This window comes from Streptomyces sp. NPDC050988, from assembly GCF_044456225.1.
In the GTDB taxonomy this organism is placed as follows: Bacteria; Actinomycetota; Actinomycetes; order Streptomycetales; family Streptomycetaceae; genus Streptomyces.
Map to the genome: position 1 here is coordinate 1 of NZ_JBITFQ010000046.1, position 13237 is coordinate 13237.

Consider the following 13237-nt stretch of genomic DNA (forward strand, 5'->3'; position numbering starts at 1 on the left):
GAACCCCCAAAAGACTGCGCAGTTCCCCGCGCCCCTAAGGTCTTTAGGGGCGCGGGGAACTGCGCGACAAGCCCCCACCGGCCCGCACCCAACAAACAAACCCCACGGGGCCTGGGGCGGAGCCCCAGAAGGACGGGAATGGGTAGGGGCGGCGGGGGCGAGAAAAGGCCCTCACCCCTGCAACCGCCCCCCACAATGCGGCCAGGGACTGGCCCCCCGCCGCACATACAACTTCTTCGCACGGAACGTCTGCTCCGCGGCAGGCGCGTCCTGAGGACGCCCGGCCCCGCCAAGACTCCGCCAGGTCTGGGTGTCGAACTGGTAGAGCCCCCCATACGTGCCGGAGGAGTCGACCGCCCCCGGCCGCCCACCCGACTCGCACTGGGCCAACCCCCGCCAGTTCAGCCCGTCCGCCCCCCGCACGGACGTGGGAAGCGGCCTCGTCCCCACCTTCACCACCTGCGCCTGAGGCAGGTCCACCACCTCGGCCCCAAGCCGCCGAGGCCGCTCCTTCACCCCATTGACCGTACGAAGGGCGTACGTGACACGCCGCAGCCCCGCCCGCCCCGCCCGCTCGACGACCTCAGTCCCCCGGAACAGCCCGGGATCCTCCGTGCGCCGCACCTCGAAGGGGATCGGCTCCTCACGGACCTCCTGCGTGCCGATGATCCGCATGACGGTCACCGTCTGCCCGTCCCGCGGAAAGCTCCCGGGCGGCACGGACGTGGTGTCCTCGCCGTGCAGGGTGATCCCGGCGTCCGCCACGACCTCGCGGACGGTCGCGGCGTTCGTCCGGACCGTACGCGCCCGCCCGTCCGCCATGACGGTCACGGTCCGCTCGGTACGGACGTCGAGCGCGAGCCCCTCCCGCCCGATCCGCCGGGAGCGCGGAACGGACACGTACGCGCCCTCCGAACGCACCCCGAACTCCCGCAACGCGCCCTCCACGGTGTGGGCCGTGGTCCACACCCTGCTGCGCTGCCCGTCGAGGGTGAGGCGCACGGGCCGCCCGTACCTGACGGCCACCTCGTCCCCGCTGGTCAGCGCGGCTCCGGGGCCGGGCGCCACGATGTCGTGCGCGCCGATCTCGACGCCCTCGTCGGCGAGGAGTTCGGTGACGTCGTCGGCGAAGGTGTGCAGCGTGCGCGGCTTCCCGTCGACGTTCAGCTCGATCGCCTTGTCGTCGGCGACGAACGCGGTGGTGCCGCCCGCTAGGAACGCCACGACGAGCGCCTGCGGCAGCAGCCGGCGCATGTCGGGCCGCTCGGCGCTCCTCCGCCGCCGCGCGGCCCGCCGGGCCTCGGCACGGCCACCGGGCAGCGGCATCTCCAGCGTGGGCGGCATCTGCCGGGGAAGCGTCGGAGCCTCCGGCCCGCGCCACCCGTCGGGGGCGTACTCGCCGCCGCCCCCGCTCGCTCCCCCGCTCACGTCCTCGTACGCGGGGCGGTACGTGTCCGGGTATCCGTGACCGTACGGCTCAGGGGTCTCGTGCGTCGGGTACGTCGGGCCATACGTCTCGTACTGCGAATTGCTCACTACGACACGCTCCAGGGATCCGATCCGGATCGGGCCAGAGGAACCTAGCGGAGCGTTCGTCACTCTCCAAAGCATCACGACTACGCTGTGTCGCGAGACGTCCCCCGGCCGGACCCCTTGAGCGGGCCCTGTCGTTACGGCTCAGAAATCGAACGCGCGGGCAGTGTTCGCCGAGATCGCCGTCGCCAGCGCGTCCTCGTCCAGACCCCGTACGGCGGCCATGGCGCGGACCGTGACCGGAATGAGATACGGGGCGTTGGGCCGTCCGCGGTACGGCGCGGGGGTCAGGAAGGGCGCGTCGGTCTCGACGAGGACCAGTTCGAGGGGGGCCACGGCGAGGGCGTCGCGCAGCGGCTGGGCGTTCTTGAAGGTCATGTTCCCGGCGAACGACATGTAGTAGCCGGCGCGGGCGCAGATCTCCGCCATGGCGGCGTCACCGGAGTAGCAGTGGAAGACGGTCCGCTCGGGGGCGCCCTCCTCCTTCAGGACCCGCAGCACGTCGGCGTGGGCGTCGCGGTCGTGGATGACCAGTGCCTTGCCGTGCCGCTTGGCGATCTCGATGTGGGCACGGAAGGACCTCTCCTGGGCGGCCTTGCCCTCGGGTCCGGTGCGGAAGTAGTCGAGGCCGGTCTCGCCGACGCCCTTGACCTGCGGAAGGGCCGCGAGCCGGTCGATCTCGGCGAGCGCCTCGTCCAGCGCGCCGTCTCCACCGGCCTGCCGCGCGCCCTGCCGGGACCAGCCGTCGGGGTCGCCGTGCACGATGCGGGGGGCCTCGTTCGGGTGCAGCGCGACGGTCGCGTGGACGGCGTCGTGGTCGAGGGCGGTCTGCGCGGCCCAGCGCGAGCCCTTCAGGTCGCAGCCCACCTGGACGACCGTCGTCACACCGACCGACGCGGCCTTGGCGAGGCCCTCCTCGACCGTGCCTGACTGCATGTCGAGGTGGGTGTGCGAGTCGGCGACCGGCACCCGGAGAGGGGTCGGCGGCGGCGGGGCTTCGGCGTTGGAAGGCATGCCCCGATCCTACGAAGCCCGACCCTGCGACGGGGGACTCGGGAGGTCCTGGGGGGGCCGGGGGGGGGCGGGGGGTTCGGGAGGTCCCGGGGAGGCTCAGGAGGTTCCTGTCGGCCCCAGGAGGTCTCGGGGAAGGCGATGCCGGGTCCCACGGTCCCGGAGGCGGGGGGAGGCCGCTGGACGTGGGGCCCGGCATCGGGCGGCGGACCGGAGGATCAGCTCGCCTTGCGGTGGTGGAACGGGTGCAGCAGATCGGAGAGGTGCCAGTGGTGGCGCTCCTCGCCCGCTGACGGCTCCGCGTTCTCCGCCGTCTCCGCCGACTCCGGGGTCTCGTTGTCAGGGGCCTTCCGGGGCCGTACGGGCGTCGGGTGGCGCAGCGGGTTCTGCGCCGAGGAGACCTGCCCCGCGCGCATGATGCGGACGACATGGCCGTCGCAGTTCAGACAGCTGGGTCGGCTCAGCGGCGACGGCACGACCCGGCCGTCGGCCACGTACATGACGAATTCGGTGCCCTCGGCGTCGAGGTGGTGCTCGATCTCGTACGACTGTTCCCAGCCGTGCCCGCAGCGCATGCAGGCGAAGGAGTACGACTCGTGGACTATGTCGGTCGCCGTGGTGCGGTGGCCAGGATCTCCAGTGATCTGCCCGGTCTGACCTGCGATCTCACTCATGCCAGCTCCTCTTGTCCGCTGGACGAGGACGGGTGCGTCCTTTGACCAGTGGACGCTTCCGCAGGCCGAAGCGCACCAGACCTGTCGAGTGTTGGAGCCGTCTTGGCCTTTCCTTGTCGGAGCACCCTCAGAACACGGTCTGAGCTTTGCTTTCCGCGATCGTCCTTTGCCGACTCATGGGGTCGGGCGCGGGGTCCCGCTCAAGGGTTCGAGCACGGCGGCCCGCTCGGGAATTCGGACGCGGCCGCCCGCTCCCGGGCTCAGGGATTCGGGTGCGCCGCGTTCTTCGCCGCGACGACCGCGTCGAAGACCTCGCGCTTGGGCAGCCCCGCGTCGGCGGCGACGGCGGCGATGGCCTCCTTGCGCCGCTCCCCCGCCTCCTCGCGCACCCGCACCCTGCGCACCAGTTCCTCGGCGTCGAGCGACTCGACGATCTCCGGGGCGCCCTCCACGACGACGGTGATCTCGCCGCGCACCCCTTCGGCGGCCCAGGCGGCGAGTTCGCCCAGCGGCCCGCGCTTGACCTCCTCGTACGTCTTGGTCAGTTCGCGGCAGACGGCGGCCCGTCGCTCCTCACCGAACACCTCGGCCATCGCGGCGAGGGTGTCGTCGAGTCGGTGCGGCGCCTCGAAGTAGACGAGCGTGCGCCGCTCGTGCTCGTTCTCCCGCAGCCGCGACAGCCGCTCGCCGGCCTTCCTCGGCAGGAAGCCCTCGAAGCAGAAGCGGTCGACGGGCAGCCCGGACAGCGCGAGCGCGGTGAGCACCGCCGAGGGCCCGGGAACGGCCGTGACCTTGATGTCCTTCTCCACGGCGGCGGCGACCAGCCGGTACCCGGGGTCGGACACCGACGGCATCCCGGCGTCCGTCACGAGCAGCACGCGCGCCCCGCCCACCAGCGCCTCGACCAGCTCGGGCGTACGCGCGGTCTCGTTCCCCTCGAAGTACGAGACGACCCGCCCGGACGGCTGTACGTCCAGCGCCTGCGTCAGCCGCCGCAGCCGCCGCGTGTCCTCGGCGGCGATGACGTCGGCCCCCGCCAACTCGGCCGTCAGCCGGGGCGGCGCGTCCGCGATGTCCCCGATGGGCGTGCCTGCGAGTACAAGGGTTCCTGTCACGGTTCCATCCTCGCAGGGGCGGCCCACGGGACTCACACAGACCTGTTCCCTACGATGGCGCGGTGACCAGTACCGCGTCCTCCACGGACACCCGGCAGGGACAGGGCGTCGAAGACCAGCGACCGTCGTGGCAACAGCGGCTGCGCCGGTTCGGCTACACGGCCCCGCCCAGAAGCGATGTCCGCGAACGCCTGGTGCCCGCGTACACCGAGCCCAGCCCGCGCCTGTGGGCGGCGATCGGGCTCCGCAGGGAGGCCGCCGAACGCCTCGTCCGCTGGTCGGCGTGGGGCGGCCCGCTGCTCGTCACGCTGATCGCGGGCGTGATGCGCTTCTGGAACCTCGGCAGCCCCAAGGCGGTGATATTCGACGAGACGTACTACGCCAAGGACGCCTGGGCGCTCATCCACCGCGGGTACGAGGTCAACTGGGCGAAGAACGCCAACGAGCTGATCCTGCAGAACGGCGGGAACGTCAAGATCCCGACGGACGCCGCCTACGTCGTCCACCCGCCCGTCGGCAAGTACGTCATCGGGCTCGGCGAGTGGATGTTCGGGTTCACACCGTTCGGCTGGCGGTTCATGACGGCCGTGCTCGGCACGCTGTCGGTGCTGATGCTGTGCCGGATCGGCCGCAGGATCTTCCGTTCGACGTTCCTGGGCTGTCTGGCCGGCGCGCTGATGGCCGTCGACGGCCTGCACTTCGTGATGAGCCGCACCGCGCTGCTCGACCAGGTGCTGATGTTCTTCGTCCTGGCGGCGTTCGGCTGTCTTGTCATCGACCGCGACAAGGCCCGCGAACGCCTCGCCGCCGCGCTCCCACCGGACGCCGACGGCCTGGTACGCCCGGACGCGCGCATCGCGGAGGAAACGCTCCTGGGCCGCCGCCCCTGGCGCCTGGCGGCGGGTCTGCTCATCGGCCTCGCCATCGGCACGAAGTGGAACGGCCTGTACTTCCTGGTCGCGTTCGGTCTGCTGACGGTCCTGTGGGACGTCGGCTCCCGCCGGGTCGCGGGCGCCCGCCGCCCCCACCTCGCGGTCCTCAAGCACGACGTGGGCTGGGCGTTCCTCTCCACGGTCCCGGTGGCGATCGGCACGTACATCGTGTCGTGGACGGGTTGGTTCCTGTCGGCCACCAACGGCAGGGGCGGCTACTACCGCGACTGGGCCACCGCCGACGGCCGCACCAGCGACTGGTCCTGGCTGTTCCCCGACTGGTGGCGCAGCCTGTGGCACTACGAGACCCAGGTGTACGACTTCCACGTCGGCCTGCACTCCCCGCACACCTACCAGTCGAACCCGTGGAGCTGGATCGTCACCGGCCGCCCGGTCTCGTACTTCTACGAGTCCCCGCTGCCCGGCAAGGACGGCTGCCCGACGGACGCGGGCGAGAAGTGCGCCCGCGAGGTCCTCGCCCTCGGCACGCCCATGCTCTGGTGGGCCGCCGCCTTCGCCGTCCTCTACGTCCTGTGGCGCTGGCTCTTCCGCCGCGACTGGCGCGCGGGCGCGATCGCCTGCGGCGTAGTGGCCGGCTACCTCCCCTGGTTCCTCTACCAGGAACGCACGATCTTCTTCTTCTACGCCGTCGTCTTCCTCCCCTTCCTCTGCCTGGCGGTGGCCATGATGATCGGCGCCATCCTCGGCCCTCCCGGTTCGACGGAACGCCGCCGCGTCATCGGCGCGGTCACGGCGGGGGTTCTGGTCCTGCTGATCGCCTGGAACTTCATCTATTTCTGGCCGATCTATACGGGGGAGGCGATTCCGATCGACAGTTGGCGGTCTCGGATGTGGCTGGATACGTGGGTTTAGCTGGGCGGACATCGTTGGTGGTCGTCATTGCCTCTTAGCAGAAAGCTCGCGCTATTTCACTGAGTTGAGCGTAGAAGGGCGCTCATTCGCCAGGTTTCGCTACCCCCCCAAGCTCGCTACCTGCGATTTCTTGTTCCTGCGCCATGCAAACGCCAGGGTTAGCAAGATGATCCACGGTGGACAAAAGCATACAAATTAGCCAACCGCCTGTCCGCAAGGGCTTGATGGACGCGGCCGGCTTGCGGTTGTCTCACCTGGAAGCGCCCCGGGGAGGCAGGCCCACGGCGCTCCGACCTCCTCGTGTACGCACAAAAGCCTGGCTTCGGGATGCAGCCCAAGGCCAGGCTCGTGCGCGAGGCGGGGTGGGTCCGGCCGAGTAAGCGTCGGCCGGGCTCACTCATCTGCCCGGCCAGCCGTCCGGCTCACCCCTCATGCGTCACAGAAAGTGTTCGACGCACCCCGCGATGGCAGTGATCGCTGTGAGAAACAGTGCCGCCAACTGCCCCCAGTCCGGTTGGCGGCAACGCCTGCGGCACCTTCCTCGCCTCGTCGATCGCTCCATCTCGCCCGGCCCCCTGTCTCTCTATGTCCCCAACTGTGTTGGGACCTGCCCGAATTGGGCAGGCGTTCCAGGAGCGACGGCACCGGGCGTCTCGCAACTTACCGGCGCGCCAGGTATCCACTCGGCCGAGCCCACTATTCGCCAGCATCCGCCAGGCTCAACTACGGGGAAAGCCAGGCGTCTTGTCGACGCGCCACTGTGAGATTCAGTGCTCCGCGCACGGCAACTGGTCGCCGGGGCGGAATTCCGCGTGTGTTTGCCCGCTCGCCACTGGGGGCGGGAACCGTAAGCGGACTTCTCGCCGGGAAGCCGTAGGGTTCGCAGGTGATTGCGACCATCGTCCTCGACGTCGGCGAGACCATCGTCCGCGACGACCGCTACTGGAATTCCTGGGCCGACTGGCTGGACATTCCTCGCCACACTCTCTCCGCCCTCGTCGGTGCCGTCGTCGCCCAGGGCCGGGACAATGCCGATGCCGTGCGCCTTGCCAGACCTGGGATCGATCTCCCCGCCGAGTACCGGGCACGCGAGGCCGCGGGCCGTGGCGAGGTGCTCGACGAAACGGATCTCTACGACGACGTCCGTCCCGCGCTGTCCGGGCTCCGCGAGCTCGGTATCCGTGTCGTCGTCGCCGGCAACCAGACCTCGCGCGCGGGCGAACTGCTGCGCGCCCTCGATCTGCCCGCGGACCTGGTTGTGACGTCGGATGAGTGGGGCGTGGCCAAGCCGCAGCCGGAGTTCTTCGAGCGCGTGCTGGAGGTTGCTGGGGCGACGCCGGAACAGACGGTGTACGTCGGCGATCACCCGGCCAACGACATCTTCCCCGCGAAGGCGGCCGGGCTCCGGGCGGCGCACATCCGCCGTGGGCCCTGGGGGAACCTGTGGGCTGACGACCCTGAGGTGAAGGCGGCGGCGGACTGGCGCATCAACAGCCTCACCCAGCTCACGTCGATCATCGCGGGCTGACCGCCACGCAAAGGGTCCTCGAATGCGCGCAGGCCTTGCTGGGCGAATTCGCGTACGCGCTGCGTCCCGGTACGGGTACCGTCCGTAGCAGACGTACCGAAGTGGAGCCCGTATGTCCGCACCGTCCGCTCACGGCGGGGTAGGCAGGCGTATCGCCTATTACCGCAGCGTCGTCCGCCCGAAGATGACGCAGCAGCAGCTCGCCGACACGGCCCGCGTCGCCCTCGGTACCATCCGCAAGATCGAGCGCGGTGAACGCGGCGTCACCGACGCAACCCTCGAAGCCATCGCGGCCGCCCTCGGCGTAGACCCGATCAGGCTCGACACCGACCGAGGGCCCGCGCATACCGCGGTCCATGACGCGCTGCCCGCGCTCTCCGCCGCACTGGCCGCCTACGACATCCCGGAAGACGGCCCGGGCCGCCCCGTCTGCGAACTGCGCGCAGCGGTCGGCGAAGCTGTCCAATGGCGCCTCGCCGCCCAGTACACACGCATTGCCCGTGAGCTCCCCGACCTGCTCACCGAACTTGCGCACGCCTATCACGCGGCTTCTGCCCACGAGCGGCGGGGATTTGCTGAACTCCTGGTCAGCGCCTACCGCTCGGCGGACGCCGTCGCCTACAAGTTCGGCGCCCGCGACCTGTCCGCACGCCTGGTCGAACTCATGCGGTGGGCCGTCCCCGAGGCCGAAGACCCACTGCTCACCGCCGCCGTGGCCTACGTACGGACGGAGACATTCTTCGCGGCTCGCGCACACACCACCGGGCTTCGAGCCCTGGAACAGGCCATCGACGCCGCACCCGCACCCAACACGCCTCCTGAGACAGCGGCGAGGGGTGCCCTCCACATGCGGGCCGCGGTCATCGCAGGCCGGGCACATGACGCCACCGCCGCTCAGACCCACCTCGCCGAGGCTCGCGCCCTCGCGGACCAGATCGTCGAAGACGTCTACTGCGGCACCGCCTTCGGGCCCGACTCCGTCCGTATCCACGAGGCGTCCGTCGCAGTCAGCCTCGGAGGCGATCACGTCGGCCGCGCTCTCACGCTCGCCCGCGAGTGGAAGCCTTCGGCCGATCTGCCTGCCGAGCGTCGCTCGGGCTTCTACATCGAACTGGCCCGCGCCCAGCTGTGGTCAGGGCTCGTGGACCCCGCCTTCGAGTCTCTGAAGGCTGCACGCCGGATCGCTCCCCAGCACACACGCGAGCACCCATGGGTCCGCGAGGACGCCGCCACGCTACGCCGGTTGAAGCGCGCCGAATCGGAGAGCCTCACAAACTTCGCGGAGTGGTGCGCGGCCACCTGACGAAGGTCGACCACCCCTCGCTGGGGTACTTGTGGCTCTTGCCCGCCCCCACCATCTGTCTCAAGAACAGAGACCGACGAATCGGATCGGGGAGGAGTTCGGCAATGGGCCTTGCATCAGAGGTGCGCGAATGGATGAGAGCGTTCCTGTTCGGGTCCGGTATCGCCACCAGGCGTGAGCAGGCCGATGCGGCGCCGGCCCCGTCGAAGGCACATACGCAGGTACACCGTTCGTCATTCGGGGATTCGGCCCATGTGCCCCTGCGGAGGCGACAGATCCCAACTCCGCATGTGTGGCGACCACCGCGACCTGTCCTCGTGGCTGAGGCCGACCTGGACGCCCTCGTACGCGCCTACGTGCCGCCGCCCGAGGAGTGCGCCCGCCAGCTGTGCGCGTGTGAGGGAAAGCGAGTGACAAGGATGCAGCAGTACGCACCAGCTCTCGGCGACACCGTCGAGGACACCCGGCGGCGGGCGATCGGCAGAGTCATGGGCTTCGTCGGCCCGTACGTACAGTTGCGACCGGTCGACGGCGGCCGCGAATGGGACGCCCGCCAGGAGTGGCTCCGGCCCGTCTCCCTCACCGAGGCGCTGAGCGCGGGTGTGGCGGCGGCCAACGCCCGCTCCCGGGGCGAGCGCTCGTGACGGTGAACACCTCTCTTCCGGTCGACACCGCGACGATGCACGCCACCACAGCGCTGATGCTCGATGAGCACGCCGAACTGCCCACCGCCGACGAACTGAACAATCTGATCCTGCTCTACCGAGGGCACCTGATGCTGCTGATCCCTGAAGTGGAGAAGGCCGGCCTCGGGTTGCCAGAGGGCGAGCCAGTCGGGCGTGGTGTCCATGCCGGGGTCGCCGAGGCCCGCACTCGCCTGGACCTCGAAGCGGGCCCCACACTGCCCGCCGAAGTGGCCCACGCTCAGCGCCTCGCCCGCTCGGTCATCTGTCTCCTCGGCCATCTGGAGGAGCCTGGTCGGGCGCCCGACGAGCCCAACCACCCATCCGCAAAGGAGGACCCATAGGAGGACCTGGTGAGCGACCCGACCGCCGAACCGGAACGGGCCGCTGAACCTGTGGGACCAGGTCGAAGACGCACTGCTGACATGGCAGGACGCGGGCTCGCCCGATCAGACATCGTTCGGGATGACCGTCACGGACCTGAACCAGATCGTCTGGCTGGGGTATCCGGAAGGGCCGTGTTGGCGATTGCCGAACTGACAGGGCGCGAGTAGCTCAACCAACCGTCGGCCAGGTCCGACCCGGGCGGCGAAGCCGACACGGCAGTGCTCCCGACCCCCTCGTCACGGGTCAGGAGCACATCGTCGGGCCCCGGGCCGTCACGCCCGGGCTCTTACGCCCAGCCCCGGGCCGTCACGCCCCCGGCTCCTACGCGCCCAGCCCCAGGCCCTCACCCCCGTACTGGACGTCACCGCAAGCCGAACGCCTCCATCACACCGCCGATCGACTCGATCACCGGCGCCCCCGTCGCCCCCAGCAGCGCCGCGATTCCGCCGATGGTGCCGAGGGCCTGGCGGAAGCGTTGGCGGTCCACGGGGCCGTCGGTGTCGAGGATGCCCAGGGAGTCGTCGATGACCGATCGGTCCGACTCGGAGACGTGTGTCCGGATGGCCAGTACCGCGTTGATCATCTGCTCGTGGGCCGCTCGCTGGTCCACCGGGCCCTGGCTCTTGACCATTCCGATGTTGAAGTTGCCGAACTGCATGACGCTGTCGCCGGTCACGCGATCACCTGTCCCGTGTTGTGGTCGCCGAACTGGTAGATGCTGTCGCCGTTGATGTTGTAGGTCGGCATTTCGTACCGGAACTGGATTTCCGGGTTGTCCATCGCTTCCATGAGCTGGTGGAAAATCTTGTCCATCAGCCCCTTGTCGTCACTTGTCAGTGCCGTCTGCGGAGACCCCGACGTCGTGATCTGCAGTACGTACAGCGTCGGAGCGTTCAGGACCTTCTGGAGCCGTTGGTAGCCGCGGGCGATCAGCCCGGCACCTACGATCAGCAGCAGGAAGCCGATGAACGTGGATGCCGACATCAGCCCCAGCCCCGCGAACACCAGGATCAGCTGGAGCACCAGCTTTTTCACGAACTCGGCCTTGGCCTTGCCGTAGTCGGGCACGATTTCCCGCATCGACGTCCTGGCGATGTTGCGCAACGGATAGGTGTCCGAAGCAACCCACAGGGCGCCCTTGCTCACTTGGACTTCTGTAATCCCGCGCGAATACCCCACTCGTCCCCCTCGTTTTCGGTGCGAAGCACGACACTCAAACACACGGAGGGAATCGGTGAACCGCAAAAAGAATGGTGATCCGATATTGAGAACGCGGTGAACGAAGTCGATCTCTTTCTGACTGGTTTCACGTCGGCGTCGACCGTTCCGCGAGGTCACACGAGCAGGCTCCGCGGGTCACGTATGTGAACCGCACAGGAGTCCCCGTCTCTGTTCGGTCAACTTCTGGACACTGCCACCCCAGCCGTCACACCTCCCGCATACAGTGCCACCATGGACACCTTTCTGAACGCGTTCAGAAAGGTTCACGGGGACGGGGAACGGGGAGGGGATCGCGCGATGCGCAACGGGGCCAAGGCCGCCATCGTGGGCGGGGTGTTCGCTGTGATGGTGGGGGGCGCCGGGTACGGCGCGTACAACATAGTCAGCGCGGTCAGCGGCGACAGCGGCTCGGCCGGGACCACGGCGGAGAAGAAGACCGGGCCGCCGTCGGGGGACGAGGTCGAGGAGACCAGCAAGAAGTTCTTCGCGGCCTGGGAAAAGGGTGAGGCGGCCGAGGCCGCCGCGGAGACGAACAACGCGCAGGCCGCCGGGCCCCTGCTCGTCGCCTACGGCGGCCAGGCGCACATCGCCAAGGTGAAGATCACGCCCGGTACGCCGGCGGGCACGACCGTGCCCTTCTCCGTGTCGGCGACGGTGTCGTACGAGGGGAAGAGCAAGCCCCTCGCGTACGAGAGCCAACTGACCGTCGTGCGCGGGAAGACCACGGGCAAGGCGCTGGTCGACTGGCAGCCGTCCGTCGTGCACCCGCAGCTGAAGACCGGCGACACCCTGGTCACGGGCGAGGCCGCGAGCCCGCCCATCGAGGCCGTGGACCGCAACGATGTTGTCCTGACCAAGGAGAAGTACCCGTCCCTCGGCCCCGTCCTGGACACGCTGCGCGACAGGTACGGCGACAAGGCGGGCGGCACACCCGGTGTCGAGCTCGCGATCCGGCACGAGAGCGAGAGCGCGGGGGACACCTCTCTGGTGACCCTCGCCAAGGGCGAGGCGGGCAAGCTGCGCACGACGCTCAGCGCGAACGTGCAGGCGGCGGCGGAGAAGGCGGTCACGCGGTTCGCGGAGTCGTCGGTGGTCGCCGTGCAGCCGAGCACCGGGCAGGTGCTGGCGGTCGCGAACCACCGCGGGGACGCGTTCAACGCGGCGTTCCAGGGCGAGGTCGCGCCCGGCTCCACGATGAAGATCATCACCGCCGCGATGCTCATCGACAACGGCGTGGCCTCGATGAACGGTCCGGCGCCCTGTCCGCCGACCGCCACCTGGCAGAGCCGCCAGTTCGAGAACCTCACGGGAATGGAGCCCAACGAGGGCGCCACGCTCGCCAACAGTTTCATGCGCTCGTGCAACACGGCCTTCGTGAAGCTCATCGACGGCTCCGACGAGCGCCCGCTCACCGATGAGTCGCTCACCACCGAGGCCCAGGAGCGGTTCGGCCTGGGCAAGGACTGGAAGACGGGCATCGTCTCCTTCGACGGCAGCGTCCCCGCGTCCGTCGGCCCGAAGCGCGCGGCCAACGCCATCGGCCAGGGCGACGTGCAGATGAACCCGCTGAACATGGCCTCGGTCACGGCGACCGCGATCACGGGCACGTTCCGCCAGCCCTACCTCGTGTCGCCCAAGCTCGACAACCGTCAACTGGCCACCGCGGACGGCCTGCAGAGCGGCACGGTCGCCCAGCTGAAGCAGATGATGCGGCTCACCGCGACCAGCGCCGGCGGCACCGCCACGCAGGCGATGTCCGGGCTCGGCGGCGACATCGGCGCCAAGACCGGCTCCGCCGAGGTCGACGGGCAGGGGACGTCCAACAGCTGGTTCACCGGCTTCCGGAACGACATCGCGGCCGCGGCCATGACGGAGAAGGGCGGCCACGGCGGCGACGCGGCCGGCCCGATCGTGGCCCAGGTCCTGCGGGCGGGGGGCTGAGCCCAAGAGGACGCCGGTTCACAGGTGTCCGAACTC

The 13237-nt window shown here is 69.6% G+C and carries 12 protein-coding genes; 6 read left to right on the forward strand and 6 right to left on the reverse strand.

What is annotated here, in order from left to right:
• Positions 1 to 171 precede the first annotated feature (171 nt).
• The 4 genes from ACIBEI_RS46755 to rsmI form a co-directional block, all read right to left on the reverse strand.
• A complete protein-coding gene (locus ACIBEI_RS46755) occupies positions 172 to 1536 on the reverse strand; it encodes a ubiquitin-like domain-containing protein (RefSeq protein WP_398897340.1) in 1365 nt (454 codons plus the stop codon).
• A gap of 141 nt (positions 1537 to 1677) precedes the next feature.
• Positions 1678 to 2547, reverse strand: coding sequence for a TatD family hydrolase (locus ACIBEI_RS46760; protein WP_398897342.1), 870 nt, complete (start codon positions 2545 to 2547; stop codon positions 1678 to 1680).
• 215 nt (positions 2548 to 2762) lie between these two features.
• The gene (locus tag ACIBEI_RS46765) at positions 2763 to 3218 is read right to left on the reverse strand and encodes a hypothetical protein (protein WP_398897344.1); all 456 of its coding nucleotides are present in this window, start codon (positions 3216 to 3218) and stop codon (positions 2763 to 2765) included.
• Between the two features lie 260 nt (positions 3219 to 3478).
• Positions 3479 to 4333, reverse strand: a complete 855-nt coding sequence (gene rsmI / locus ACIBEI_RS46770) for a 16S rRNA (cytidine(1402)-2'-O)-methyltransferase (RefSeq protein ID WP_398897345.1) — start codon at positions 4331 to 4333, stop codon at positions 3479 to 3481.
• Positions 4334 to 4395: 62 nt separating this feature from the next.
• On the opposite strand from rsmI, the gene ACIBEI_RS46775 reads away from it, so the two are divergent.
• From ACIBEI_RS46775 to ACIBEI_RS46795, 5 genes are all read left to right on the forward strand, one after another.
• Positions 4396 to 6138 (forward strand): dolichyl-phosphate-mannose--protein mannosyltransferase, encoded by a 1743-nt coding sequence (locus ACIBEI_RS46775; protein ID WP_398897347.1) that lies wholly within the window; start codon positions 4396 to 4398, stop codon positions 6136 to 6138.
• 886 nt (positions 6139 to 7024) lie between these two features.
• Positions 7025 to 7666: an HAD family hydrolase gene (locus tag ACIBEI_RS46780; RefSeq protein WP_398897348.1), complete on the forward strand. Its 642-nt coding sequence runs from the start codon at positions 7025 to 7027 to the stop codon at positions 7664 to 7666.
• A 112-nt stretch (positions 7667 to 7778) separates the two neighbouring features.
• Positions 7779 to 8969, forward strand: a complete 1191-nt coding sequence (locus tag ACIBEI_RS46785) for a helix-turn-helix domain-containing protein (RefSeq protein ID WP_398897350.1) — start codon at positions 7779 to 7781, stop codon at positions 8967 to 8969.
• Positions 8970 to 9286: 317 nt separating this feature from the next.
• Positions 9287 to 9613, forward strand: a complete 327-nt coding sequence (locus tag ACIBEI_RS46790; protein ID WP_398897351.1) for a hypothetical protein — start codon at positions 9287 to 9289, stop codon at positions 9611 to 9613.
• Positions 9614 to 9615: 2 nt separating this feature from the next.
• On the forward strand, positions 9616 to 9996 hold the full coding sequence (locus ACIBEI_RS46795) for a DUF6415 family natural product biosynthesis protein (protein ID WP_398897352.1): 381 nt from the start codon (positions 9616 to 9618) through the stop codon (positions 9994 to 9996).
• A 404-nt stretch (positions 9997 to 10400) separates the two neighbouring features.
• Here ACIBEI_RS46795 and ACIBEI_RS46800 read toward each other — a convergent pair whose 3' ends face one another.
• Together ACIBEI_RS46800 and ACIBEI_RS46805 are read right to left on the reverse strand one after the other, a co-directional pair.
• Complete coding sequence (locus ACIBEI_RS46800) at positions 10401 to 10715, reverse strand: hypothetical protein (RefSeq protein ID WP_398897353.1); 315 nt, start codon at positions 10713 to 10715, stop codon at positions 10401 to 10403.
• A complete protein-coding gene (locus ACIBEI_RS46805; protein ID WP_398897354.1) occupies positions 10712 to 11185 on the reverse strand; it encodes a DUF6232 family protein in 474 nt (157 codons plus the stop codon). The genes ACIBEI_RS46800 and ACIBEI_RS46805 overlap by 4 nt, the downstream gene beginning before the upstream one ends.
• A 372-nt stretch (positions 11186 to 11557) precedes the next feature.
• Here ACIBEI_RS46805 and ACIBEI_RS46810 point away from each other — a divergent pair, with 372 nt between their 5' ends.
• On the forward strand, positions 11558 to 13201 hold the full coding sequence (locus ACIBEI_RS46810) for a penicillin-binding transpeptidase domain-containing protein (RefSeq protein ID WP_398897411.1): 1644 nt from the start codon (positions 11558 to 11560) through the stop codon (positions 13199 to 13201).
• Positions 13202 to 13237 lie beyond the last annotated feature (36 nt).

Bases quoted from the DNA above. Each gene is read 5' to 3' on its own strand.
- ACIBEI_RS46760 (WP_398897342.1), bottom strand. From the start codon at position 2,547: ATGCCTTCCAACGCCGAAGCCCCGCCGCCGCCGACCCCTCTCCGGGTG.
- ACIBEI_RS46765 (WP_398897344.1), bottom strand. From the start codon at position 3,218: ATGAGTGAGATCGCAGGTCAGACCGGGCAGATCACTGGAGATCCTGGC.
- ACIBEI_RS46785 (WP_398897350.1), top strand. From the start codon at position 7,779: ATGTCCGCACCGTCCGCTCACGGCGGGGTAGGCAGGCGTATCGCCTAT.
- ACIBEI_RS46810 (WP_398897411.1), top strand. From the start codon at position 11,558: ATGCGCAACGGGGCCAAGGCCGCCATCGTGGGCGGGGTGTTCGCTGTG.